General features: G+C 64.4%; 23 protein-coding genes. 19 read left to right on the top strand and 4 right to left on the bottom strand.

Features of this window, described 5'->3' with window-relative positions; translation table 11 throughout:
- Positions 1-2 precede the first annotated feature (2 nt).
- From ACYQ3G_RS16650 to hisA, 15 genes are all read left to right on the top strand, one after another.
- A complete protein-coding gene (locus tag ACYQ3G_RS16650) occupies positions 3-698 on the top strand; it encodes a cytochrome c biogenesis protein (protein ID WP_459827698.1) in 696 nt (231 codons plus the stop codon).
- 10 nt (positions 699-708) lie between these two features.
- Entirely contained in the window at positions 709-840 is a 132-nt protein-coding gene (locus ACYQ3G_RS16645) for a CcmD family protein (RefSeq protein WP_084435280.1), read from the top strand.
- Positions 827-1,408, top strand: a complete 582-nt coding sequence (locus ACYQ3G_RS16640; protein ID WP_459827694.1) for a tetratricopeptide repeat protein — start codon at positions 827-829, stop codon at positions 1,406-1,408. Before ACYQ3G_RS16645 ends, ACYQ3G_RS16640 begins: the two co-directional genes overlap by 14 nt.
- Before the next feature lie 192 nt (positions 1,409-1,600).
- Entirely contained in the window at positions 1,601-2,713 is a 1,113-nt protein-coding gene (locus ACYQ3G_RS16635) for a branched-chain amino acid ABC transporter substrate-binding protein (RefSeq protein ID WP_459827691.1), read from the top strand.
- A 106-nt stretch (positions 2,714-2,819) separates the two neighbouring features.
- Positions 2,820-3,728 (top strand): branched-chain amino acid ABC transporter permease, encoded by a 909-nt coding sequence (locus ACYQ3G_RS16630; protein ID WP_028576467.1) that lies wholly within the window; start codon positions 2,820-2,822, stop codon positions 3,726-3,728.
- 37 nt (positions 3,729-3,765) lie between these two features.
- Positions 3,766-4,989 carry a high-affinity branched-chain amino acid ABC transporter permease LivM gene (gene livM / locus ACYQ3G_RS16625; RefSeq protein WP_028576466.1) on the top strand — a complete coding sequence of 408 codons (1,224 nt, stop codon included), beginning with the start codon at positions 3,766-3,768 and terminating at the stop codon, positions 4,987-4,989.
- Positions 4,990-5,778 (top strand): ABC transporter ATP-binding protein, encoded by a 789-nt coding sequence (locus tag ACYQ3G_RS16620; protein ID WP_459827686.1) that lies wholly within the window; start codon positions 4,990-4,992, stop codon positions 5,776-5,778.
- Complete coding sequence (locus ACYQ3G_RS16615) at positions 5,771-6,475, top strand: ABC transporter ATP-binding protein (RefSeq protein WP_459827684.1); 705 nt, start codon at positions 5,771-5,773, stop codon at positions 6,473-6,475. Before ACYQ3G_RS16620 ends, ACYQ3G_RS16615 begins: the two co-directional genes overlap by 8 nt.
- A 57-nt stretch (positions 6,476-6,532) precedes the next feature.
- Entirely contained in the window at positions 6,533-7,990 is a 1,458-nt protein-coding gene (gene guaB / locus ACYQ3G_RS16610; protein ID WP_028576463.1) for an IMP dehydrogenase, read from the top strand.
- Between the two features lie 45 nt (positions 7,991-8,035).
- Positions 8,036-9,583, top strand: coding sequence for a glutamine-hydrolyzing GMP synthase (gene guaA, locus ACYQ3G_RS16605; protein WP_459827681.1), 1,548 nt, complete (start codon positions 8,036-8,038; stop codon positions 9,581-9,583).
- Positions 9,584-9,617: 34 nt separating this feature from the next.
- Entirely contained in the window at positions 9,618-9,965 is a 348-nt protein-coding gene (tatB, locus tag ACYQ3G_RS16600) for a Sec-independent protein translocase protein TatB (protein WP_459827678.1), read from the top strand.
- Between the two features lie 257 nt (positions 9,966-10,222).
- Entirely contained in the window at positions 10,223-10,960 is a 738-nt protein-coding gene (tatC, locus tag ACYQ3G_RS16595) for a twin-arginine translocase subunit TatC (protein ID WP_459828340.1), read from the top strand.
- Between the two features lie 59 nt (positions 10,961-11,019).
- Positions 11,020-11,610 (top strand): imidazoleglycerol-phosphate dehydratase HisB, encoded by a 591-nt coding sequence (gene hisB / locus ACYQ3G_RS16590; RefSeq protein ID WP_459827675.1) that lies wholly within the window; start codon positions 11,020-11,022, stop codon positions 11,608-11,610.
- On the top strand, positions 11,607-12,230 hold the full coding sequence (locus tag ACYQ3G_RS16585) for a hypothetical protein (protein WP_459827672.1): 624 nt from the start codon (positions 11,607-11,609) through the stop codon (positions 12,228-12,230). Before hisB ends, ACYQ3G_RS16585 begins: the two co-directional genes overlap by 4 nt.
- Complete coding sequence (hisA, locus tag ACYQ3G_RS16580; RefSeq protein ID WP_459827669.1) at positions 12,227-12,958, top strand: 1-(5-phosphoribosyl)-5-[(5-phosphoribosylamino)methylideneamino]imidazole-4-carboxamide isomerase; 732 nt, start codon at positions 12,227-12,229, stop codon at positions 12,956-12,958. The genes ACYQ3G_RS16585 and hisA overlap by 4 nt, the downstream gene beginning before the upstream one ends.
- 91 nt (positions 12,959-13,049) lie before the next feature.
- Here the strand turns inward: hisA and upp are convergent, their stop codons facing one another.
- Together upp and yihA are read right to left on the bottom strand one after the other, a co-directional pair.
- Positions 13,050-13,676, bottom strand: a complete 627-nt coding sequence (gene upp, locus ACYQ3G_RS16575) for a uracil phosphoribosyltransferase (protein WP_459827666.1) — start codon at positions 13,674-13,676, stop codon at positions 13,050-13,052.
- A gap of 448 nt (positions 13,677-14,124) precedes the next feature.
- Complete coding sequence (gene yihA / locus ACYQ3G_RS16570) at positions 14,125-14,703, bottom strand: ribosome biogenesis GTP-binding protein YihA/YsxC (RefSeq protein ID WP_459827663.1); 579 nt, start codon at positions 14,701-14,703, stop codon at positions 14,125-14,127.
- A gap of 122 nt (positions 14,704-14,825) precedes the next feature.
- Here yihA and ACYQ3G_RS16565 point away from each other — a divergent pair, with 122 nt between their 5' ends.
- The 4 genes from ACYQ3G_RS16565 (at position 14,826) to ACYQ3G_RS16550 (ending at position 18,981) form a co-directional block, all read left to right on the top strand.
- Entirely contained in the window at positions 14,826-15,638 is an 813-nt protein-coding gene (locus tag ACYQ3G_RS16565; protein WP_459827660.1) for a hypothetical protein, read from the top strand.
- 2 nt (positions 15,639-15,640) lie between these two features.
- A complete protein-coding gene (locus ACYQ3G_RS16560) occupies positions 15,641-16,096 on the top strand; it encodes a type II 3-dehydroquinate dehydratase (protein WP_459827658.1) in 456 nt (151 codons plus the stop codon).
- Between the two features lie 38 nt (positions 16,097-16,134).
- A complete protein-coding gene (gene efp, locus ACYQ3G_RS16555) occupies positions 16,135-16,692 on the top strand; it encodes an elongation factor P (protein WP_028576453.1) in 558 nt (185 codons plus the stop codon).
- An 87-nt stretch (positions 16,693-16,779) separates the two neighbouring features.
- The gene (locus ACYQ3G_RS16550) at positions 16,780-18,981 is read left to right on the top strand and encodes a DNA translocase FtsK (protein ID WP_459827654.1); all 2,202 of its coding nucleotides are present in this window, start codon (positions 16,780-16,782) and stop codon (positions 18,979-18,981) included.
- A 110-nt stretch (positions 18,982-19,091) separates the two neighbouring features.
- Here the strand turns inward: ACYQ3G_RS16550 and ACYQ3G_RS16545 are convergent, their stop codons facing one another.
- Positions 19,092-19,331: a DUF1653 domain-containing protein gene (locus ACYQ3G_RS16545; protein WP_459827651.1), complete on the bottom strand. Its 240-nt coding sequence runs from the start codon at positions 19,329-19,331 to the stop codon at positions 19,092-19,094.
- Positions 19,324-24,822, bottom strand: coding sequence for a GH36-type glycosyl hydrolase domain-containing protein (locus ACYQ3G_RS16540; RefSeq protein ID WP_459827648.1), 5,499 nt, complete (start codon positions 24,820-24,822; stop codon positions 19,324-19,326). The genes ACYQ3G_RS16545 and ACYQ3G_RS16540 overlap by 8 nt, the downstream gene beginning before the upstream one ends.
- Between the last annotated feature and the right edge of the window lie 215 nt (positions 24,823-25,037).

The following is a 25,037-nucleotide window of genomic DNA, read 5'->3' as shown; positions in this document are numbered from 1 at the left end:
ACATGTTTCGCATCTATCCGAGAATGCTTACTTTTTTAGCTGCCGCCGCCATGGTGCTCATGACCGTCGGGCAGTATGCCATCTGGTTCTACGCGCCCGAAGAGATGACCATGGGCCTGGTGCAGAAGATCTTCTACTTCCACCTGCCTTTGGCCTGGTGGTGCTTTGTCGCCTTTTTCGGCGTCTTCGCGGCCAGCGTCATGGTCCTGTGGACCGGCAAGGAGAAGTGGGACGTGCTGGCCGGGGTGCTGGCCGAGGCCGGGGTGCTTTTCAGCGGCCTGGCCCTGATCACCGGCTCCATCTGGGGCCGGGCGGCCTGGAACACGTGGTGGACCTGGGACCCGAGGCTGTCCACGACGCTGGTCATGTGGTTCGTCTATTCGGGCTATCTGGTCCTGCGGGCCGCTGACGCAGGCGGCGCCAAGGGCGCCAGGATGCGGGCGGTGCTCGGCATCGTCGCCTTCGTGGACGTCCCGCTGGTGTTTCTGTCGGCCCGGCTGTGGCGTTCCATCCATCCGGCGGTCCTCGCTTCGCGCAGCGGGGGGCTGGAACCCGAGATGTGGACAACGGTGTGGATCAACCTCCTGGCCTGGGGCGCGCTGTTCGCGGCCCTTGTCCTGGCCCGCTACCACGGCGCGGGGTTCGCGCGCCGGGTCGAGGCCGCCCTGGTCAGGATTCAGGAAAAGACCTTGCAATGAGAGGACTGTCATGAATTACCTTTTTATCGCCAATGTGTGCATCTGGCTGGGCGTCGGGGGATATGTCCTTTTCCTGGCCCGACAGCACAGCGTGCTGGAGCGCCGCGTTCGGCAGCTGGAGATACTCGATGCAGACGAATAACGCCTTTCCCCAGGCCGCCCGCCGCAGGACCGTCTTTTTCCTTCTGGCCTGCCTGGGCGTCATGGTCTTTGCCGCCGTGGTCTACCGGGTGGAAAACCCGTCCATCGTGCAGCACGAGGAGCGCCGGGAGATGCCCGGGGGCATGGGACAGATGGGCGGGGACATGTCCGGCATCTCGTCCATGATGCAGAAGCTGCAGGCCAACCCCGAAGATGTCGAGGCCATGCGCGGTCTCGGCATGGCCTTCATGGAGATGCAGGCCTGGGAGAAGTCCATGTCCTTCTGGGACATGGTCCTCGAAAAGCACCCGGATGACGTCATGGCGCTCAACCAGAAAGGGTTCTGCCTGTTCGAGCTCAAGAAGTACGCCGAGGCGGCCGAGCTCTTCGAACGCATGCTGACCATTGAGACCGGGAATTTTCACGCCCATTACAACCTGGGCGTCATCTACAAGCACTACCTCGCGCAGCCGGACAAGGCCGCGGCGCATTTCCAGGCCGTTGTCGACGCCGCTCCCGACGACCCCGAGCTGGTCGAGAACGCCCGCCGCGAACTGTCCGGGAAGTGATGCCCACGGGCCGGCGTGTCGTGCCGGCCGCTCTTCGGCTCCCCATGCGCGAGCGGTATGGGGGGCGTCACCCATCCTGTTTGACACCGGCAAGGGGCTGATGCTAACGGGTTTCGATTCGATGCCGCGTGAACAAAGGCTCGAACCGAGCCGTGATCTGTTGCCCTTAACCCGAACATTGTGGAGGAACTGATGAAACGTTTTTCTGGTCTCGTGATCGCTGCGTGTCTGTCCCTGCTGACCAGTTCGGCCTTCGGTGCCGATACCATCAAGATCGGCGTTGCGGGCGCCCACACCGGTGACCTGGCCTCCTACGGCCTGCCCACGGTCAACGCCGCCAAGCTGGTGGCCAAAGACGTCAACGCCAAGGGCGGCATCGACGGCAAGCAGATCGAGCTTCTGGTTCAGGATGAGGAGTGCAAGCCCGAGAAGGCCACCAACGCCGCGACCAAGCTGGTCTCCGACGGCGCTGTCGTCGTCCTCGGCCACATCTGTTCCGGCGCCACCAAGGCCGCCCTGCCCATCTACACCGAGGCCAAGGTCGTGACCATGTCCCCGTCGGCGACCAACCCCGAACTGACCCAGAGCGGCCAGTACCCGACTTTCTTCCGCACCATCGCCTCTGACGACGCCCAGGCCAAGCTCGGCGTTGATTTCGCCCTCGCCAAGCTGGGCGCCAAGAAGATCGCCGTGCTGCACGACAAGGGCGACTACGGCAAGGGTTATGCCGAATACGCCCAGAAGTTCATCAAGGAAGGCGGCCAGGCCGAAGTGGTGCTGTTCGAGGGCGTGACCCCCGGCGCCGTGGACTATTCCTCCGTGGTCCAGAAGATCCGCCAGTCCGGCGCGGACACCGTCATGTTCGGCGGCTACCACCCGGAAGCCTCCAAGATCGTAGCCCAGCTGAAGAAGAAGCGCGTCGACGTGAAGTTCATCTCCGATGACGGCGTCAAGGACGACACCTTCATCAAGGTCGCCGGCGCCGACGCCGAGGGCGTGTACGCTTCCGGTCCCCAGGACGTCAGCGGCCTGGAAATGAACAAGGCCGCCCGCGCCGCCCACATGACCGAGTTCGGCACCGAGCCCGGCGCGTTCTTCGACGCCGCCTATGCGGCCATGCAGGCCCTGGTCAACGCCATCGATAAGGCCGACTCCACCGAGTCCGACAAGATCATGAACGTGCTGCGCACGGACAAGGTCGACACCACCGTCGGCACCATCAAGTTCGACGCCCGCGGCGACGCCGAGGGTGTGGGCTTCTCCATGTACCAGGTCCAGAACGGCGCGTACGTGGAACTGAAGTAGAGGTCTTCAGGGTTATCGAGATTCAACCGAGGGACAGGCTAGCCTGTCCCTCGGTTCTTTCAACAGGACGGCAAGGAGCGATCCGGCCCGGATCGGACGAGGAAACATGGACTGGCAGTATTTTTCCGAACTTTTTCTAGGCGGTTTGACGCGCGGCAGCATCTACGCGCTGATCGCCATCGGCTACACCATGGTCTACGGCATCATCGAGCTCATCAACTTCGCCCATGGCGAGGTCTACATGCTCGGAGCCTTCATGGGGCTCATCGTGGCCGGCGTGCTGGGCATCCTCGGGTTTCCGGCCCCGGCCATCCTGGTCATCGCCGCGGTCGTGGCCATCATCTACTGCGCCGGCTACGGCTACACCATGGAGAAGATCGCCTACAAGCCCCTGCGCGGGGCCGGGCGCCTCTCGCCGCTCATTTCCGCCATCGGCATGTCCCTCTTCCTGCAGAATTACATCATCCTGGCCCAGACCTCGGACTTCCTGCCCTTTCCGCGCCTCATCCCGGACTTCGAGTTCCTGGAGCCCGTGGCCCACGTCTTCGGTTCCTCGGACTTCGTCATCGTCGTGACCAGCGCGCTGTTCATGGCCGGACTGACGGTTTTCATCAAGTACACCAAGATGGGCAAGGCCATGCGCGCCACGGCCCAGAACCGCAAGATGGCCATGCTCCTCGGAGTCGACTCGGACAAGGTCATTTCCATCACATTTCTGCTCGGGTCGTCCCTGGCGGCCCTCGGCGGCGTGCTCATCGCCTCCCATGTCGGCATGGTCAACTTCGCCATCGGCTTCCTGGCCGGCATCAAGGCCTTCACGGCGGCGGTCCTGGGCGGCATAGGCTCCATCCCCGGCGCCATGCTCGGCGGCCTTTTCCTCGGGCTGTCCGAGAGTTTCGCCACGGGATACATTTCGAGCGACTACGAGGACGTCTTCGCCTTCACCCTGCTGGTGGTCTTCCTGATCTTCCGGCCCTCGGGCATCATGGGCAAGGCCAAGGTGGAAAAGGTATGATCGGCTGGCGGCATTCCCACGACGGACGGAGACGATAATGAACGAACTCATCAAATCAATTCAGGTCAGTATCTGGTTCATGTTTCTGACCTTCCCGATCATGGTCATCCGGGTGAACGCCATCGAGAAGTCCGTGATCTGGCGCTGGGAGAACCTGGCGCTGGTCGGCGTCGGCAGCTTCGTGCTGTCCTTCATCTGGCGTTGGGCTCTGCGCCGCAAGGAAGCCGGGGAGGCCGTGGCCGCTGCCGGCGGGCAGGAGGCCGGACGGTTCTCCGCCATGCTGGAAAATCCAGCGCTGAGACTGCCGCTGCAAGTCGGCCTGCTGGCCGCGTTCTGCGTCGTTCCCTGGTTCGTGACCACATACCAGACCAACATCCTCATCTCGTTCCTGTTGTACGTGGTGCTGGGCCTGGGCCTGAACGTCATCGTCGGCGTGGCCGGCCTGCTCTTCCTCGGTCATGCCGCGTTTTACGCCATTGGCGCGTATTCCTACGCCCTGCTGAATCAGTATTTCGGTCTCGGGTTCTGGGTGGCGCTGCCCATCGGCGGCGTGGTGGCCGCCTTGGCCGGCGTGGCCCTGGCCTTCCCGGTGCTGCGGCTGCGCGGCGACTACCTGGCCATCGTCACCCTCGGCTTCGGCGAGATCGTGCGGCTGTTGCTTGAAAACTTCAGCGACATCACAGGCGGGCCGTCGGGCGTGTCCAACATACCCCGTCCAGGCCTGTTCGACATGCAGCTGTCCGTGGCCGGCGCCAACATCTACATCTACTACATCGTGCTGGCCCTGGCCATCGTGACCATCGTCGCCGTCACGCGGCTCAAGGATTCGCGCATCGGCCGCGCCCTGCAGGCCCTGCGCGAGGACGAGATCGCCTGCGAGGCCATGGGTATCGACCGGGTCGGCGTGAAGCTCATGGCCTTTGGCCTCGGCACGGCCTGGGCCGGTTTCGCCGGCGTGGTCTTCGCGGCCAAGACGACGTTCATCAACCCGGCCAGCTTCACGTTCTTCGAATCGGCCATCATTTTGTCCATCGTCGTTCTGGGCGGCATGGGCTCCAACCTGGGCGTCATTCTCGGTTCGGCCTTCCTGGTGCTTCTGCCCGAATACATGCGCGCCTTCTCCGAGTACCGCATGATCCTCTTCGCCACGGCCATGGTGCTGATGATGGTCTTCCGGCCGCAGGGGCTCATTCCCGAGAAGCGCAAGACTTACACGGTGTCGGACCCCGAACTGAACGCGGCCACAGGAGGGCAGAACTAGATGCAACCGGTACTCGACGTCACCGCCGTGTCCATGAACTTCGGCGGCCTGCGGGCCCTGAACGACGTGGAGCTGAAGGTCAACTCCGGCGAGATCGTTGCCCTCATCGGGCCCAACGGCGCGGGCAAGACCACGTTCTTCAACTGCATAACCAGCATCTACACCCCAACCGAAGGCGAAGTCTGGTTCACGCCCAAGCAGGGGACCCGGACCAAGGTCAACGGCATGAAGCCAAACCTGGTCACGGCGCTGGGGATGGCCCGCACCTTCCAGAACATCCGCCTCTTCAAGAACATGAGCGTGCTGGAAAACGTCATGATCGCCAGGCACTGCCGCACCAAAAGCGGCATCCTCGGCGCGCTGATGCGCTCGCCCGCCGTGCGCCGGGAGGAGAAAGAGATCGTCGACCGCAGCTACGAACTCCTCAAGTACATCGGGCTGCACAAATTCTACAACGAGCAGGCCTGCAACCTGCCGTACGGCGCCCAGCGCAGGCTGGAGATCGCTCGCGCCCTGGCCACGGACCCGACGCTGCTGCTGCTCGACGAGCCGGCCGCCGGCATGAACCCGCAGGAAACCGAGTCCCTGAAGCACCTCGTGCTCAAGATCCGCGACGAGATGGACATGGCCATTCTGCTGATCGAGCACGACATGAGCATGGTCATGAGCCTTTCCGAGCGCATCTACGTCATGGAATACGGGTGTCTCATCGCCCACGGCACCCCGGCGGAGGTCAGCAGCGACCCGCGGGTCATCAAAGCCTACCTCGGGGAGGAAGCCCATGCTTGAGCTCAGGAACGTCAGCACCTTCTACGGAAACATCCAGGCACTGCACGGGATTTCCCTGAAGATCGGCAAGGGCGAGATCGTGACCCTCATCGGCGCCAACGGCGCAGGCAAGAGCACGACCCTCATGTCCATCTGCGGCGGCGTGCCGCCCCGCAGCGGTGAGATCATCTTCGACGGCCAGCCCATCCAGGCCCTCAAGGCCGACCGCATCGTGCGCATGGGCATTTCCCAGGTGCCCGAAGGCCGGCTCATCTTCCCGGACATGTCGGTCATGGAGAACCTGGACCTGGGAGCCTTCCTGCGCAACGACCAGAAGGGCATCGCCCAGGACCTGGAATACGTCTTCGAGCTCTTCCCCATCCTGGCCGAACGCCGCAAGCAGATGGGCGGCACCCTGTCCGGCGGCGAGCAGCAGATGCTGGCCATTTCCCGCGCGCTCATGGCGCGGCCGCGGCTGCTGCTTCTGGACGAACCGTCCCTGGGCCTGGCGCCCATCATCATCGCACAGATTTTCGACATCATCCGCAAGGTCAACGAGTCCGGGACCACGGTCTTCCTGGTCGAGCAGAACGCCAACCAGGCCCTCAAGGTCGCCCACCGTGCCTACGTCATGGAGAACGGGCGCATCACCCTCGAGGACACGGCCGCGGCGCTCCTGGCCAACGAGGATGTCAAGAAGGCCTATCTGGGGCTCTAGACGCCCCGGTTCATCAACAAAAAAACCCTTGTTCCCGCGTATCGGGAGAGGTGGAATATGGAAAAATTTCTCGGCAAGGCTCTGACTTTTGACGATGTCCTGCTTGTACCGGCGTACTCCGAAGTCCTGCCGGACCAGGTCAACCTGCACACCAGGCTCACCGCCTCCATCGAGCTCAACATCCCGTTCCTGAGCGCGGCCATGGACACGGTCACCGAGTCGCGCATGGCCATCTCCCTGGCCCGGTCGGGCGGCATTGGCATCGTGCACAAGAACATGTCCATCGAGCAGCAGGCCCTGGAGATCGTCAAGGTCAAGAAGTCGGAATCCGGCATGATCGTCGACCCCATCACCGTGGACCCCGACGACACCGTCGGGCACGCTCTGGAACTCATGCGGGACTACCGCATTTCCGGCCTGCCCGTCATTTCAGGGGACCATCTGGTCGGCATCGTCACCAACCGCGACGTGCGCTTCGTCACCGAGATGTCGACGCTGGTGCGGGACGTCATGACCAGCCGCAACCTGGTCACCGTGCCGGTGGGCATCTCCCTGGAGGAGGCCAAGCGCCACCTGCACGAGAACCGCATCGAGAAGCTCTTGGTCGTCGACGAGAGCAACAAGCTCAAAGGCCTGCTGACCATCAAGGACATCGACAAGGTCCGCAAGTATCCCAACGCCTGCAAGGACGACCTCGGCCGTCTGCGCGTCGGCGGCGCGGTGGGTGTGGGCAAGGGCCGGGCCGAACGCGTCGAGGCCCTGATCAAGGCCGGCGCGGACGTCATCGTCCTCGATTCGGCCCACGGTCACTCCAAAAACATCCTCGACGCCGTGCGCGCCACGCGCTCCGAATGGCCGAGCGCCCAGATCATCGGCGGCAACGTGGCGACCTACGAAGGCGCCAAGGCCCTGATCGCGGCCGGCGTGGACGCCGTCAAGGTCGGCATCGGCCCAGGCTCCATCTGCACCACGCGCATCGTGGCCGGCGTGGGCGTACCGCAGATCACGGCCATCATGGAGTGCGTGCGGGCCTGCCGCGAGGCCGAGCGCTGCTGCATCGCCGACGGCGGGGTCAAGTTCTCGGGCGATGTGGTCAAGGCCTTGGTGGCCGGGGCCGACACGGTCATGATGGGCTCCATGTTCGCCGGCACCGAGGAGAGCCCGGGCGAGAAGATCCTCTACCAGGGCCGCACCTACAAGATCTACCGCGGCATGGGCTCCATCGACGCCATGAAGGACGGCAGCAGCGACCGCTATTTCCAGGAAGGCTCCAAGAAGCTGGTGCCCGAGGGCATCGTCGGCCGGGTGCCCTACAAGGGGTCGGTGCTGGAAACCATCGACCAGCTGGTCGGCGGCGTGCGTTCCGGCATGGGCTATCTCGGCACCGGGGACATCCCGGCCCTGCGGGACAAGGCCCAGTTCGTGGAGATCTCGGCCGCGGGCCTGCGCGAAAGCCACGTCCATGACGTCATCATCACCAAGGAAGCGCCCAATTACAGGGTGGACGCGTACTAGAATTTTCGAGAACATGACCATCCGCATAACGGATGGAGGAACCACATGGATATTCAAGAAAAAGTCATCATCCTTGATTTCGGGTCGCAGTACACGCAGCTCATTGCCCGCCGCACGCGCGAATCCGGCGTCTATTCCGAGATTCACCCCTGCACCATCAGCGCGGCCGAACTGAAGGCCATGCAGCCCAGCGCCATCATCCTGTCCGGCGGCCCCGCCTCGGTCACGAGTGCAGACTCCCCCGGCGTGGACCCGGTCATCTTCAGCTGGGGGCTGCCGGTTTTGGGCATCTGCTACGGCATGCAGCTCATGGCCCATGTTCTGGGCGGCAAGGTCAACCCCTCCCTGGACCGCGAATACGGCCGCAGCGAACTGCGCTTCCAGCAGCAGTGCCCCCTGTGGGACCGCGTCGCCGACGCCGAGAAGCTCACAGTCTGGATGTCCCACGGCGACCATGTCCTCGAGGTCCCGCCCGGCTTCACGGTCACGGCCAAGACCCAGAGCATCGAGATCGCGGCCATGGCCGACGTCGAGCGCCGGATGTATGCGCTGCAGTTCCACCCGGAGGTGGCGCACACCGAGCAGGGCGACGAAATCCTGCGCAATTTCCTCTTTCACGTGGCCGGCCTCAAGTCGACCTGGACCATGTCCTCCTTCGTGGACTCCATGCTGCACGCCCTGCCCGTCCAGATCGGCGAGGACAAGGTCGTCTGCGGCCTGTCGGGCGGCATCGACTCCACGGTGGTGGCCGTGCTCCTGAACAAGGCCATCGGCAAGAACCTGCACTGCATCTTCGTCGACAACGGCCTGTTGCGCGCCGGCGAGGGTGACGAGGTTGTCGGCTACCTGCGCGAGCACTTCGACCTGAATCTCCACTACGTGCAGGCCCAGGACAGGTTCCTGTCCCGCCTGGAGGGCCTCGACGACCCGGAGCAGAAGCGTAAGATCATCGGCTACACCTTCATCGAGGTCTTCGAGGAGGAAGCCAAGAAGATTCCTGGCGTCAAGTACCTGGCCCAGGGCACACTCTACCCGGACGTCATCGAGTCCGTCAGTTTCAAGGGCCCCTCGGCCGTCATCAAGAGTCACCACAACGTCGGCGGCCTGCCTGAAAAGATGGATCTGGCCCTGGTGGAGCCCCTGCGGGAACTCTTCAAGGACGAGGTGCGCAAGGTCGCCCAGGAGCTGGGTCTGCCGGACTTCATCGTCTGGCGGCATCCGTTCCCCGGCCCCGGCCTGGCCATCCGCGTCATCGGCGAGATCACCGACGAGCGCCTTGAAATCCTGCGCCAGGCCGACAAGATCGTGCAGCACGAGCTCATGGCCTCGAACTGGTACTACAAGGTCTGGCAGGGCTTCGCCGTGCTGCTGCCACTGAAGACCGTTGGCGTAATGGGCGACGAGCGGACCTACGAGCACGTCATCGCCCTGCGCATCGTCGACTCCATCGACGCCATGACTGCAGATTGGTCCAGAGTCCCTTCGGAGATCCTCGGACGGATCTCCAGCCGGATCATCAACGAGGTCAAAGGTGTGAACAGAGTGGTCTACGACATTTCGTCCAAGCCGCCGAGCACCATCGAGTGGGAATAGCCGGCCGTAACAATCCTTTTCCGGAGACGCGCTTATGTTTGGAATCGGTTCCACGGAACTCATCGTCATTCTTATCGTCGCGCTGATCGTCATCGGCCCGGCCAAGCTTCCCGAAATGGCCAGGTCGCTGGGCAAGGCCCTCGGCGAATTCCGCCGCGTCAGCACCGACGTGAAGCGGACCATCGAGATGGAGGCCGAACAGGCAGACCAGAAGGCCCGCACCGATCAGGCCAAGAAAGAGCTCTTCCCTGAGGCGGCCGCATCAGCGGCGGCCCAGAAGGACGAGGCCCCCGCAAAAGACCAGGCGGAAGCGCAGGTCGCGGGGACCGACAAGGACAAGGCCGAAGCTCAGGCCGCGGGGCCCGATAAGGACAAGGCATGAGCGAGGAGCGGACCACGGAACGGGATGAGCTGACATCCCCGGACGGTACCGGTTCGGAAGAAACGGTGCCTGCGGTCGACCGGCAGCCCGAAGGCGCCGGGCCTGACGAGCCCGGCCCTGATTCCGCTCCGGAGTCGTCTCCGGCCGGGGAGAGCGCTCCCGCTAAGCAGGCGGAAGGCAGCCCCGAACCCGTGACGGACGCCGCAGGCGACCCCCCTGACGCATCAGCCGATGCCGGCGAGGAGGAAGTCCATGAGATGACCTTCACCGAGCACCTGAACGAACTGCGAGTTCGTCTGGTGCGGTGCATCATCGGCGCCTTCGTGGGATTTCTCGTCTGCTACGGCTTCGCCGAACAGCTCTTCGCGCTGCTCATGAAGCCCCTGATGGATCTGCTCCAGCCCACGGGCGGCTCGCTCATCTACACGGGGCTGCCCGAGGCGTTCTTCACGCACCTGAAGGTCGCGGCCATTGCCGGGCTGTTCGTGGCCAGTCCCTACATCTTCTATCAGCTCTGGATGTTCATTGCGCCCGGCCTGTATGAAGGTGAGCGCAAGTACATGATTCCCATCGCCTTCTTCTCGGCCTTGTGCTTCGTGTCGGGCGCGATGTTCGGCTATTTCGTCGTCTTTCCGTTCGGCTTCCAGTTTTTCCTGGGCTACGCCTCGGACTTCATCAAGCCCATGCCGTCGGTCAAAGAGTATTTCAGCTTTTCAACCAGCATGCTCTTTGCCTTCGGGTTCATTTTCGAACTGCCTCTGTTCATGTTCTTCCTGTCCGTCATGGGCATCGTTACGCACAAGACCCTGCGGAAATACAGGAAGTTCGCCATTCTCGGGAATTTTGTCGTGGCGGCCATCCTGACCCCGCCCGACGTGGTTTCGCAGTGTCTCATGGCCGGCCCCTTGTGCATTCTCTACGAGATAGGCATCTGGGTGGCCTACATTTTCGGCAAGAAGCCGAAGGAACCAGAGGCAGAGGCTGCTGCATCGTAGGTCGCAGGAAGAACGGGCAGGCCACAGGACCTGCCCGTTTGCTTTGACAAGGAGACGCCATGAACGTTCGTACTGGAAGAATGGATCGCGAAACCCGCGAGACGAAGATCTCCGTGGCCGTGAATCTTGATGGAACGGGTGCCTGCCGCATAGGCACGGGGTTCGGCTTTGCGGACCACATGCTCGATCTGATGGGCCACTGGGCCGGCTTTGATCTCGACATTTCCTGCGAAGGCGACATGCATATCGACGCCCATCATTCACTCGAGGATATCGGTCTGTGCCTGGGAAGCGCCATCAGCGCTGCCCTGGGGGATCGCAAGGGCATCGCCCGTGTCGGGTGCGCCAAGGTGCCCATGGACGAGGCGCTGACCGAAGTGTGTCTCGACCTTTCCGGCCGCTCATATCTGGTGTACGAAGAGGCCGTGTTGCCCGCCATCATCGCCGGACAGGAAAAGGATCTGTGGAGGGAGTTTCTGAAATCGCTTTCCTCCAAGGCGGGCATGAACCTGCACGTCCGCATGTTCTACGGCCAGAACGGACACCATCTGCTCGAATCGGTCTTCAAGGGCCTGGGGCTTGCCCTGCGGCAGGCGGTCCGGCTGGAGCGTGAGGATGTGCTCAGCACCAAGGGAGGTCTTGACGCATGAAATACTATCTCGTGGCACTCGTGCTGCTCTGCACCGCCTGCGCCAAGCCGACGCAGTGGCAGGCCGTGCCGCCTGCGGCGACGCTGGCGGTGGCGCATTTCGTCCATCCCGAAAACGACTGGGAACTCATGGCCGGGGTCCTGCCTGATGAGCCGTCAGTCATCGCGCCCGAGTCCATGGACGCCATGGACGGACAACTGCTTTCCGCCTTGGCGAAGGCCCCCGGACGCGTGGTGATGAGCCAGGCCATGGTCCGGCAGTGCGAGGAGATCGTGACGGCGAGCAAGGAACGTCGCACGTTCGAGTCTGTCCAGTACTGGAAGGAAGTCGGCACGTGCATGAAGGCCGACTATCTGCTCGTGCCGTTCGTCACGCGCTGGCAGGAGCGTGAGGGCGGCGAGTGGGGCGTGACGCGCCCGGCCAGCCTGACCATGGACCTGTACCTGATCGCCACGGCCAGTGGCGAGTTGAGAAGGTATCATTTCGAGGAGGAGCAGAAGGGGCTGGCCGAGAATCTGCTCCAGGGCAGGCGCTTCGTGAAGCGCAAGGGACGTTGGGTCACACCGCTGGAGATCGCGGCGGAAGCAATCGAAGAAGGTACGAAGGCGCTTGGGTTATGAACATCTTTCCGGCAGTTGACATCAAGGACGGCAAGTGCGTCCGCCTGCGACAGGGCGTCGAGGATCAGGTCACGGTTTTTTCCGACGACCCGGCGGCCATGGCCCGCCAGTGGGTGGCGGTCGGGGCCCGCTGGTTGCACGTCATCGATCTGGACGGGGCCTTCAGCGGCGTCCCGCGCAACATGGACCTGATTCGCGAGCTGTGCGCCGGCGTGTCTGTTCCGGTGCAGCTCGGCGGCGGCATCCGCAGCGTCGACGTCGCGGCGAAGTATCTCGAAGCCGGCGTGGAGCGCCTCATCATCGGCACCGTCGCCCTTGAGGACCCGCCCCTGTTCCGTGAGCTGTGCGCAGCCTTCCCCGGCCGCTTCGGCGTGTCACTCGACGCCCGCGACGGCCATCTGAAGACCAAGGGTTGGGTCGAGGACGCGGGCAAGACCGTGGCCGACGTGGTCCCGGAACTGGAGGCCGCGGGCGCGTCGTTTTTCATCTACACCGACATCAGCCGCGACGGTATGCAGTCCGGGGTGAACATCCCGGCCCTCGAAGCCCTCCTTGGCATGACGCGGCTGCCGGTGCTCATCGCCGGCGGCATTTCCACCCTGCAGGACGTGCAGGCCGTCTTCCCTCTGCGCGAGAAGGGGTTGGCCGGAATCGTGACCGGCAAGGCCATCTACGCCGGCAGCCTCGACCTGAAAGCCGCCCTGGACTGGCTCGCCGTACAGGCCTAGCTTCATTCCGCCTTGGAAAAAATGAGAAACGCCCGGCTGGACCGGGCGTTTTTCGTTGCGTCGATATCCGTCAGGGCGTTTCGCCCGAGCATCATTTCGTGCCGAAAATCTTGTCCCCGGCGTCGCCGAGGCCTGGCAGGATGTAGCCGTTCTCGTTCAGCCGCTCGTCCACGGCCGCGACGTAGATGTCCACGTCGGGGTGAGCCTCGGTGATCCGTTTGAGCCCTTCAGGTGCGGCCACCAGGAACAGGCCCCGGATGCTCGTGCAGCCGGCGTTCTTCAGACAGCGGATGGTGGCGTCGAGGGTCCCGCCCGTGGCCAGCATGGGGTCGAGGATGATGGCCATGCGCTTGTTGATGTTCTTGGCCAGCTTTACGTAGTACTCAACGGGCTGCAGGGTCTCCTCGTTGCGGTAGAATCCGACCACGCTGACCTTGGCGCCGGGAACCAGATCCAGCACGCCGTCCTGCATGCCGAGCCCTGCGCGCAGGATCGGCACCACGGTGATCTTCTTGCCCTTGATGACGTCGACCTCCACCGGGCCTGCCCATCCCTGGGTGACCTTCTTTTCCGTCTCCAGGTCCTTGGTGGCTTCGTAGGTCAGCAGTCTGGCGATTTCCGAGGCGAGCTCCCGAAAATTCTTGGTGCTGATGTCGTGTTTGCGCATGAGCCCGAGTTTGTGCCTGATCAGGGGGTGTTCCGCCACGTAAACTGCCATGAGAGTCTCTCCTTGCCTGGGCTGTAGGGTGGTGTGCCGTGTCTTCGCGATGCGAGGACCTTCCTATGCTCCGGCCTTCGCATCGGTCAAGCTGTTCGTCCGCCGGGGTCCCGCGAAAACCCCGAGGCGGCCGTTCCGCAACAATCCGTCCCAAATGTCCGTTGCATTCGACTGCAGGATGGCCTTCGGGGTCGGGACGATTGCCTGCGCCTCAGTCATCGACACGGTGGTGCAGTCATACAGGCTGTCTGCGACGGAAGTTGCAGGGCCTTTCGACGACGCGAGGAAACAGTGCGCCCGCTCATTCAGAAAAGACACGGCATGCTGCGGTCATGCTGCACGCTTATTAAGATAAAGTGGCATGATATCGTAAGGTTTTTTTAGGATTAAGGGGTATAAAAAACTGTTCAAAATGGAAATAATTGCGTATTCAATCTGCACTTCCGTGCTATGAACCGCTGTGCACTGCGGCGAATCGGTCCAGAAAAAACTGCCAGAGCTTGTCGATGTTCATGCCGGAATGACTCGAAATCAACATGGGCGGATTTTGCGTACCTAAAAGACGTTGCCATGCCGCCTGGCTAGATTTTCGGACAGGCTGTTTGCATTTATCGGCCTTGGTCAGCACGGGGAAAACCTCTATGCCGAGGGATTTGATGTAGTTGATCAGGTCAATATCCAGGGCCTGCGGGGGAAGGCGGGAGTCCAGAAGTGCGACGACGCCGAAAAGGCGCGAGTTGTTCTGCAGGTATCTGGTGATGAGCGCCGCCCATTTGTCGCGTTCTGTCTTGGAGCAGCGGGCGTACCCGTAGCCGGGGAGATCGACGAGGTAGAAGTTTTCGGGCTCGACCCTGAAGAAGTTCAGGCTGCGCGTCTTGCCCGGTGTGGAACTGGTCTTTGCCAGATTTTTTCTCCCGGTCAGCTTGTTCAGGAGCGACGATTTGCCGACATTGGAGCGACCGGCAAGGGCGAGTTGGGGAAGCGGCATCTCGCCGAGTTGATCGATGGTGTAGACGGTCTTTTCCAAAATTACGGTGCTGGGCATGAAACTACCATTTCCGGGGAAGAGGGTTCTTGACGAAATGCGTTTTGATCAGGCAGTGATAGAAAGAATTGTCTTGGTGATCAATATTTAATTGGAGGCTTACTATGCGTGCGTTGCTCGTACTCTTGAGCGCCGTTTTTCTGCTCTCTGCGTGTGCCAAGGAAGTGCAGCTGGTTTCCACCCCCAGTGACATCGACTCCACGGTGGTCGAGGAGCAGGCCAGCGTCGAACTGCGGCTCAGCAAGGCCGATCTGCTCAGGTTCACCGATGTCGAAGACGGCATCTGGAAAGAGGCCAGGACCGCCGGCCTGATCAAGGTCTGCAACAAGATCCTGAACAAGGACCTGCTCCTTATCCCCACCCCCGGCGGGGCTGCTCTGGGCGGGGGCTTCGGCGAGTACACCGAGAGCGGCATGCTGACAACCGAGAGCGACTCCGAGACCGGAGACACCGTGCAGACGTTCATGGTCTCTGCCTCGTTTGCCGGCGACCTCGCGTCCGGGGGGCAGATCCTGACCCTGGAGGAGGACCGGTTCATCGCCGGATCGAGCGACATCGCCTACGCCATGCTCTACCAGGCCGTGCCGGAAAGCGTCCCGAGCCATGTCGTCATCGCCGAGCCGGCCAAGGAATTGGGGAGCAGCTTCCTGCGCGTCATCGGCATGGCCGAGATCAAGCAGATCAAGCAGGGCACCGTGGCGCTGCCTAAGGAGCAGGGAGGCACCACCGGCACGCTGTGCACCCTCGAAATCCTCGTCAGCAACCGCGAGATCGAGTCCGGCGACCGCATTTTTCTCATGAACGTCGATGTGGCGGCCCTGGAGCCCGGCTCGACCCTGGCCGAGGGTGAGCCCGAAACCGTGGTCGTCCTGCCGCCGAGTTCCGACAAGGTGCAGGAGCCTTCGGAAACGAAATAGGCATGGACATCCTCGTCGTTAACGGCCCCAATCTCGGGTATCTCGGGCAACGTCAGCCCGAGGTCTACGGATCACAAGGCATGGACGCTCTCCCCGAACTGGTGCAACGCCTGCTCGGGGAGAGTGCGCGTCATGTCACCCTGACGCTGTTCCAGTCGAACAGCGAGGGCACCCTCATTGATCGTCTCGAAGAGGCCTGGAAAGCCAACGTCCACGGCCTGATCCTCAATGCCGGGGCGTACACCCACACCAGCCTGGCCCTGGCCGACTGTCTGGCCTGGATCAGGATTCCCTGCGTGGAGGTGCATCTGAGCAACGTGCACGCCCGCGCCTCGGCCATCCGCCACCAGAGCCTCATCGCCAGGCACTGCATCGGGGCTATTGCCGGTTTCGGCATTATGAGCTATGCGCTCGCAGTCCAGGCGCTCTGGCAGCGTCTGGGCAGCCCTGAAGCCTGACCGGCAAGGGACACATCAATGGAGGAACCAAGGCAAGCATGTTAGCGACAAGCGATTTCAAGAAAGGCAGAAAGATAGAGATTGACGGTGCACCCTGCGAGATTCTGGAGTGCAATCACTACAAGCCGGGCAAGGGCGGGGCGTTCATGCGCACCAAGTACCGTAACCTGATCACCGGAGCCGTGGTCGAGCAGAATTTCCGCTCCGGCATCAAGTTTCCCAGGCCCGACCTGGAAGTCCGCGAGATGCAGTATCTCTACAACGAGGGCGACGGCTACGCCTTCATGGACATGACCACCTACGAGCAGATTTCCATCCCGAACAGCATCATCGGCGGCAAGGGCGGCTTCCTCAAGGAAGCCCAAGCCTACAAGGTCATGCTGTACGAAGGGCGCCCCCTGGATATCGAACTGTCCGGTTCGGTCGTCCTGGAAGTGACCATAACCGACCCCGGCATCAAGGGTGACACGGTCACCGGCGCGTCCAAGCCGGCGACGCTCGAAACGGGCCTGGTGGTCAACGTGCCGCTCTTCGTCGAGATCGGCACCAAGATCAAGGTCAACACGGAAACGGGCGAATACCTCGGCCGCGAATAACCTCCCGGAGCACCAACGGACCAAAGGCCATGGAGAGCGCTCTGTGGCCTTTTGTTTTTCGACGCCCCCCTGTATGGAAAAATTCGCATGACAACTGACGGCAACAAACTCCTGCGGGAAATCTGCGCCCTGGTCTTCGCCTGCTCCCTGGCGCTGGCCACGCTGGCCCTGTACTCCTTCTCGCCCGAAGACGCGAGTTTCAACCATCAGGCCATGGCCGGACACACGACGCGCAACCTGGTCGGCACCCTGGGGGCGTACGTCGCTGGCGGGCTGGTGGACCTCTGCGGCGCGGCCGCCTGGCTGTGGCCGGTCTTTTTCGCCCTGGCCGCCGGCATGCTCTTCTTCCCCCGTTTCCGGCCGTCCTGGCTGCGCTGGACCGGTGGCATCCTGCTTGGCGTGCTGCTGCCGGTATGGATACATTACGCTGTCGTGAACATGGGGCTGCCCGGCACGGGCATGGCCAGCGGAGGCTTCGTCGGGCGCTCACTCTACGCCCTGCTGCAACGGGTCTTCGGCGACTACGGCTTTGTCCTGGTGGCGGCCTGCCTGACCATGATCGGCCTGCGGCTGCTCGTCGGCATGCCGTACCGCGTCGCCGTGGACAAGGCTGCGGCCTGGATCGCGGTGGTCCGGGGCTTCGCGTCCAGGGTCGGGGCATGGCTCAAGCCCGCGAAGTCAGGAACCGCCGCCCCGGCCGTGCGCCAGGAAGAGCGGCCGAAGCCGAGAGCCCCGAAGGTCCGCCTGGTCGAGGACAAGCCGCAGAAGGACTCGCCGGTGCCCATGGCCCCCCTTGCGCCCGCGCCGCCGAAGGCCCCGAAGCCGGCGACCGCCCCGCGGACCGTTGTATCCGGCGCAAGCCTGCCGCCCATCGATCTCCTGGCCCAGGTCCCCGCCTCGCGCATCACCGTCTCCGCTTCCGTCCTCGACCGGCAGTCCCAGGCCCTGACCGCCTGCTTCGCGGACTTCGGCATCCAGGGCGAAGTCCAGGGCGTTCAGCCCGGGCCCGTCATCACCATGTTCGAATACAAGCCCGCGCCGGGCATCAAGGTCAGCCGCATCGCCGGCATGGGCGACGACCTGTCCCTGGCCCTCAAGGCCCGCGCCGTGCGTATCGTCGCGCCCCTGCCCGGCCGCGACACCGTCGGTATCGAGATTCCCAACGAGCAGCGCCTGACCGTCTACCTGCGCGAGATCATCGAGGACCCGTCCTTCTCCGAGGCCAAGGCCCAGCTGCCCCTGGCCCTGGGCAAGGACATCCAGGGCGTCCCCCGCATCGCCGACCTTGCCAGGATGCCGCATCTGCTCGTGGCCGGCGCCACGGGTGCGGGCAAGTCCGTGTGCCTGAACTGTCTGCTTCTGAGCCTCGTCTACCGCAACGACCCCGAACACGTGAAACTCCTGCTCGTTGACCCCAAGCGCATCGAGCTGGCCGTGTACAGCTCCCTGCCGCACCTCGTGCACCCCGTGGTCACGGACATGCACCTGGCCAAGAACGCCCTGGAGTGGGCCGTGTACGAGATGGAGCAGCGCTACGAGGCCATGGCCCGCACCGGCGTGCGCCACATCACGACCTACAACCAGAAGCTTTCCGAGATGGGCGACGACATCCCCGAAGACATGCGGGACCTCAAGCCCTTCCCCTACCTCGTCATCGTCGTCGACGAACTGGCCGACATGATGATGACCGCGGCCAAGGAAGTCGAGGGCAGCATCGTGCGCCTGGCTCAGCTGGCCCGCGCATCGGGCATCCACCTCATCCTGGCCACCCAGCGCCCCTCCGTCGACGTGGTCACGGGCATCATCAAGGCCAACTTTCCCTCCCGCATCGCCTTCCAGGTCAGCTCCAAGCACGACTCCCGCACCATCCTCGACGGTGTCGGCGCCGAATACCTCCTGGGCCACGGCGACATGCTCTTCAAGCAGAGCGGCGGCAACATCCAGCGCGTGCACGGCGCCTTCGTCGGCGACGACGAGATCGCCCGCGTCGTGAAGTACTGGGAAAAGCAGCGCCCCCAGCGCTTCGAGCTGGATTTCGCCGACTGGAACACGGGCGGGGAGAACGGCGGCGAAGGCAGCGGCGGGGCCAGCGACGTCCTCGACGACCCGAAGTACGCCGAGGCCATCGAGTTCGTCACCGAACAGGGCCGCGCCTCCATATCCATGATCCAGCGCCGCCTGCGCATCGGCTTCAACCGCGCCGCCCGCTTCATCGAACAGATGGAGATGGACGGCGTCATCGGGCCCCAGGACGGGAGCAAGCCGAGGTTGGTCCGGAAGAAGGATTAGAGGATGAAGATGCCTCCGGCGGGCGGGGGACTCGTCCCCTGCACCCCGTTCAGGGGGGCGGGGGGAGAATTTCGGGTCATTGGCGGTCCGGAAGGTGATCGGTGATCAGGTCAGCCTTCATTGATGAGCGCGAAGCGCGGCACCAGCCGTCCTTCGCGCTCGACGTTTTCCAGGAACATGGACACGGGCCTGACCCACAGGCCCGTGTCGTTGTAGAGGGGACGGTAGACGACCATGTCTTCGAGGCCCTCGCTGTGCCGGGCCGTGCCCAGGACCTCGTATTCGCCGCCCTTGAAGTGGCGGTAGCGGCCGGAGCGCACCGTGTTCGGGACGGCGCCGGTCTCAGTCATGCTTCTTTCCTCCGGTAAAGACTTCCTTGCCGTTCATCCACACCCTGCGCACGTCCAGGACGCCGTCGGCTTCGAGCATCGTGGCGTCCAGATGCGGCTTGCCGTCCTGTGTACCGATTCCCAGGAGCCCATAGGCGGCCCACAGCATCCGCGCGGCTGCGCCCGTGTACCAGCTCCACCCGCCGCGGCCCTCGAATCCCGGGCCGTGGAAGATGTCGGCCGGCTGCTGGTGGGGCGGCAGGCCGTAGGTCTGCAGCTCCTCCGCACGGGCATGGGCCAGGGGCGATATCTTCAGCCAGACCCGCAGGGCGTCGCGGCGCCAGCGGGCTGCCGCCTGTGCGTCCCCGGCCTCCGACGCCCGCCGAGCCAGGATGGTCAGGGCGTCCACCAGCCAGGATGCGCCGTGGGAATACTGGCCGCCGTTTTCGCGCACCCCCGGAGGGTAGTCGGCGATGCGGCCGGGGTAGGGCTTGGAGTCTTCATCGAAGAACGGGGTCAGAAGCAGCACCATGTTCTCCTTCTCCAGATGTTTCAGGCCCGAGCGCAGGGCCGCCTCGCCCTTGATCGGGTCCGTGGCCCCTGACAGCAGGGGCCACGAGGAGCACAGGGCGTCGGCGTAGTCCAGGACCTCGCCGGAATCGGAAACGGCCCGCACGAAGTGGTCGTCTTGCCACATCCTGTCCAGGGCCTCGCGCAATCTGGCGGCCTGGGAGCGATACCCTTCGGACTTGGCCTTGCCGTAGCGCTCCTCCACCAGCGGGGTGATGGTCCGCAGCACGTCGTGCAGGAAAAAGCCGAGCCAGACGCTCGTGCCCTTGCCGTGGGGGCCCACGGCCGAGAGGCCGTCGTTCCAGTCGTGGGCGCCCATGAGGGGCAGGCCGTTGGCGCCCAGCCTCGAGAGGGTCAGGTCGATACCGCGCACGCAATGGTCGAGCAGGGTGCCCTGATCACGCGAGGGCCGCGGCACAAAGGCGATGCCCTCCTGGCCGCGCGGGATGGACGGGCCTTCGATGAACGGGATCGGTTCGGACAGGATGGCGCGGTCGCCCGTGACCTCCACGTAGCGGCACGTCATGTAGGCCAACCACAGGTGCGGGTCCGAGGCCCGGTTGCGGATGCCCAGGCCCGTGCGGCCGTCCCAGGTCTGGTGCCACCACTGCAGCACGTCGCCGCGCAGGAACTGCTGGCGCGCGTGCAGCAGAATCTGGGCCCGGGCCAGGCGGGGACGCAGCATGGTCAGGGGCAGGACGTCCTGTAACTGGTCCCGGAAGCCGTAGGCGCCGCTGCGCTGATGCGGGCCCAGTCTCCCCCAGAGGCGGGCCGTGAGGGCCTGGTAGGGGAGCCAGGTGTTGACCAGTCGGTCGAAGGCCGGGCTGCTCGTTTCGACCCTGATCGTCCCGAGCGTTTCCCGCCACATGGCTTTCGTCCGCCGCAGCGCGGCCAGCACGTCGTCGCCGCGGCGCATGGACGCCATCATCCGGCGGCAATCCCCCTGTTCAGGGGCCTGTCCCATGAGCACGTGCATGTGGGCTTCCCCGCCGGCTGGCACGGTGATGCGGCCGGAAATCGCGGCCACGCGGTACCCGTCGTCATCCTGCTCCAGGTCGGGCTCGCCCGTTTCGACCATCCATGGCGCGAAAATGGTCCGTCCGGCGCCCATGAACCGGTTCAGACTGGTCTCCATGGCCGTGCACGGCAGGCTTGACGACACGAAGGCCCAACCGCGCTGGAATCTGTTCTCCGGGCGGCTGAAGAAGATGACGCCGCCCTCGCGGTCCTCCTCCGTGACGATCTGGCCGAGGGAGTCGATGGCCACGTCGGCCAGGATGATCTGCGCGAAGAAGGTCACGTCGTAGGTCACCGCGCTCTGTCCGGAGTTGACGATGCGCAGGAGCCGGGCCTCCATGGGCTGGTCGTGGAGGACGAAGGACGTCAGTTCCGTCGTGACGGGGCCCATGGACTTGCGGAAGACACAGTATCCCAGGCCGAAGGTCACGTTCAGCTCAGCCTTCCTCTCCCGGAAGGGGATGTATGTCGGCGAGGTGATGTCGCCCGTGGCCGTGTCGCGCAGGAAAAGGACCTGTCCGGGGTCCTGGGTGGTCATGGAGTCCGGGGCGAATGGGGTCAGGGCGTTCTGCTGCGAGTTGCCCATGAAGGAGGTGAACGCTCCGTCGTTGGTCACCAGCGTCCCGTACCCCAGTTCGTTGACCATGAGGTGGGCCCAGCGGCGCGGGGTCTTCCATCCCAAATGAAGCTCCTCTCCGTCCTCCGAGAAGCTGTAGGCGCTCTCCGGCGCCGGGTGGAGCATCTCCTCGACCGAGGGCTCCCGGATTGCCCGGGGTTTGCAGTCGGGCTTGAGCGGATGGGGCTGGGCTTCGCCGGCCGGGTTCAGGATTCGGCGTAGCATCTGTTCCCCTTCCTCCGCCGACGCGGCGTACCCGTCCACGAATACCGCCTCGACCGTTTCGCCGGGTTCGAGTTCGAAGCGCAGGAAAAGGCTCGCGATGGGGTCGAAGGTGTAGTGCAGGCCCGTGTCGTCGGCCTGCAGCGGCGGACGGTTCAATCCGTCGGGGTCGCGCAGGGTCCTGTCGCCGACAAAGGCCATGCGGCTGTCCTGGTAGCCGCGCAGCGAAACCCGGGAATCGGTGACCTGCGCCGCATGGAAGTAGACTTCGGGCGAAGGCCGCGGGCCGCCGGAGGAGGAACCGGAGGTCTTGATCATCCGGTTGCGGGCGAAGACGGCCCCAAGCACCGGCACGAACCAGGTCGCGATGTGCTGCCTGTTGTAGAAGGGGTGGCGCAGCTGTGGGTTGGGGTCGTTGAGGCAGATTTCCCGGTAGGAAACCAGATCGATCCGCCGGACTTCCGTCCCCGTGTTCGTCAGGCGGATGCTCCAGATCTCGGCGTTCAGGTCCGCCGGGACGTTCACGTCGGCTTCGGCCTCGATGTCCTGGCACCGGCAGCTCAGGCTGACCGAGAGGGGCGAGGTGCGCTCGACGGTGGTCTGGGCGTCGTCGCGCGTAATGGGGCGGAAGCCGAGGGTCCACGGCTCCCGGCCTTCCTCCTGCAGGTAGAGGAATTTGCCTGCGTTGTGGGCGCGGGACGTGGGACGGTTGGTCAGATCGTACTCCGCGCCGTGCCTGACGGAGCTGAAGACGCGGCTGTATCCCCGGCCGTCCTGGGTGAAGACTGCCGTGTACACGCCGTTGCACAGGGTGATCTCGTCCGCAGGTCGGAAGCCGGGTCGTTGCAGGCCGCAGGCCACGCACATGTCGCCGGTCGGCTGCTTGCGGTGGCGTACCCTGACGATGCTGACCGCGAAAGCGGTGACGGCGAAGACGGCGATGAGCGCGACCAGGGGCGAGGCCTGGCCCTGGCCCGTTTTCTGGATGGCTTCGGCCCCGTCCCAGACATGGGCCCAGTCCGCGCCCATGGGCAGAAAGAAGGGGATGAGCAGCGGGGCCCAGGTGGCGAAGCGGCGCAGGGCCTCGGGGATGCAGCGCGTGCGGCCGGCGTGGCCCTGGAAACGGGCCAGCAGTTCGTCCAAGGCGTCGCCGCCGACGAAGGACAGGTTGACCAGGGTGGCCACGCGCAGGCCCATGTGGTCGAACCAGATGAGGATGCGCACCCAGTCGTAGGCCAGGAGGTGCAGGAAGGTTTCGATGCTCCAGCCCCGGAAGGCCTCGGGCGTGAGGACGATGCTCTGCCAGATGGCGGCCAGGGTGCGGAAGGCTCCGTCCTGGTTGTACCAGGTGGGGTCGGGTGAGATGCGTAGCAGGGAGTAGATGACCGGCGCCATCCACAGGCCCCAGCGCAGCACGCGCACGGTCTGCTCGGCGATGGCGACGACGCCCTGGCGGCTGGCCATGAGGCGCACCGGCGCCCAACTGCGGGCGAAGAGGGCCGTCAGGAAGAAGAAATTGACGCTGAAGAGCGGGGCGGCCAGGGACCAGTTGATCACGCCCGACACGGACTCGTTGAAGAGCAGCCGTGCGCTGCCGGTCTGGGGCCCGAGGTTCATGGCCCCCCATTTGCTGAACAGGGGATAGATGACGTAGTCCTGCGGGTTCTGGACGTGCAGGGTGACGTACATGCGGAATTTGTTCAGCACCACCGCGGACTGGCTCGGGTCCACGTACCAGGCGATGGCCCCGCCCACGAAGCCGCCCAGCAGGGTCCCGTTCAGGTAGACGCGCCAGCTTTGCAGGCGCTGCCGTCTGCCCCGGACCTTTTCCAGCAGGTCCATGAGCATGCCGGCGCCGGCAAAGGCCACGGCCCCCATGCCCGCCCCGAGCAGGAAGCGGGTGCCCGGTGTTTCGTGCATCAGCGTCTGGACCGGGACGAGATGCAGGCCGAGCCCCAGCAGCGCCCCGCGCAGGTAGAGATGGGGGCGGCAGGCGTTGCCCAGGAGGCGGGAGAAGAAGGCCGGGCTGCCGTCGAAGGTTTCGAGGATGGTCTTGGCCAGGGGCATGAGCGCGGCGCCCACGGCCAGGTGCGTGGCCAGGGGGATGGTCAGTCTGGCCGCCTCCAGCAGGGACGAGTCGGCCATGGCCTGGACCAGGAACAAGAGCCCCAGGAACAGGGCGCTGTAGACCGCGCCCTTGCCCAGGCCCTCCCGGAAGTGGTGCGCCCCCCAGTACCCGGCGGGTCGCCGGCCCTTCAAGGCGTCCATGAGCAGGCCGGTCATGAGAAAGGTCTGGCTCCACAACCCGGCCTGGGCCACGGCCACGGCGGCGATGGCGGCCAGGACCGACAGGCCGAGCGGCAGGGACGCGGCCGCCTGGGACGAGCCCAGGTCGGCGGCCAGGGGGCTCAGGCCGGCCAGGGCGGCGCTGCCGGCCAGCAGGACGAAGGTCTTCGGTTCGCGCAGCAGGCCGCCGATGCACAGGGCGTTGAGGATGACGGCCGAGAAGGTGTTGAACACGGCCAGGACCATGACCCGCCCGCCGAGTTCCATGGCGCGGGGGGGCAGTGCGTTGACGGCTGGCAGCGAGCCTGCCAGTTGCTGGAGCAGGTGCGGCGATTGCAGGAGCAGGAGCCAGTTGAAGACGAAGGGCACGGCCAGGAGGCTGGCCTGGGCCAGCATGGAAGGGTGCCGTCCCTTGCGGGCCAGGGTGATGGACACCAGAAGAATCTGGGCCAGGGCGAAGAACGCGGCGCACAGGGGGCCAAGCCTGAGCAGGTCGGACCAGGCCGCCGGAGCCTGCCAGATCGTGACGTGGGGATTCATCGCCAGCGTCAGCACGGCCGGGATGAGGAAGTCGCACAGCGCCGCCGACAGGCTCGGCAGACGGTGGGTGGTGATCAGCGTGAGTCCGGCCGCGGACAGCAACCCGATGGCTCCGGCCAGGATGGCCATGGCCGTCGGCGTGGCCGGGAAGGGCTCAGGCGGCTGCATCCCGAACACCAGGGCGGCCGCGGGGGCGAAAAGGACCAGTATTGCGCAGAATCCGAGTCGGGAGGACCATGGCAGGGCGGGGGATATGTTCACGTGGTGTCCGCTTTGTCTGAGGGTGTGGGAACCGCTGCGAACGTCTTCGGCGAAGACGAGCTGCGATAGGGCACTCTTGTCACCTGTCGGTGGCGAATTCAAGACTTGCGTTGCCCTGGAAAGCGCAGGTACACGCAATGGATACGTCGGACAGGATGCGTTTTTCAGCTGCGGGCGCTCTCGCGGGATTGTCCGGTGAATGATGAGTACGTGAC

This window comes from Desulfomicrobium salsuginis (assembly GCF_054657795.1).
The sequence above is the reverse complement of the archived record's forward strand: the minus strand, read 5'-3'. Positions and strand labels throughout refer to the sequence as shown.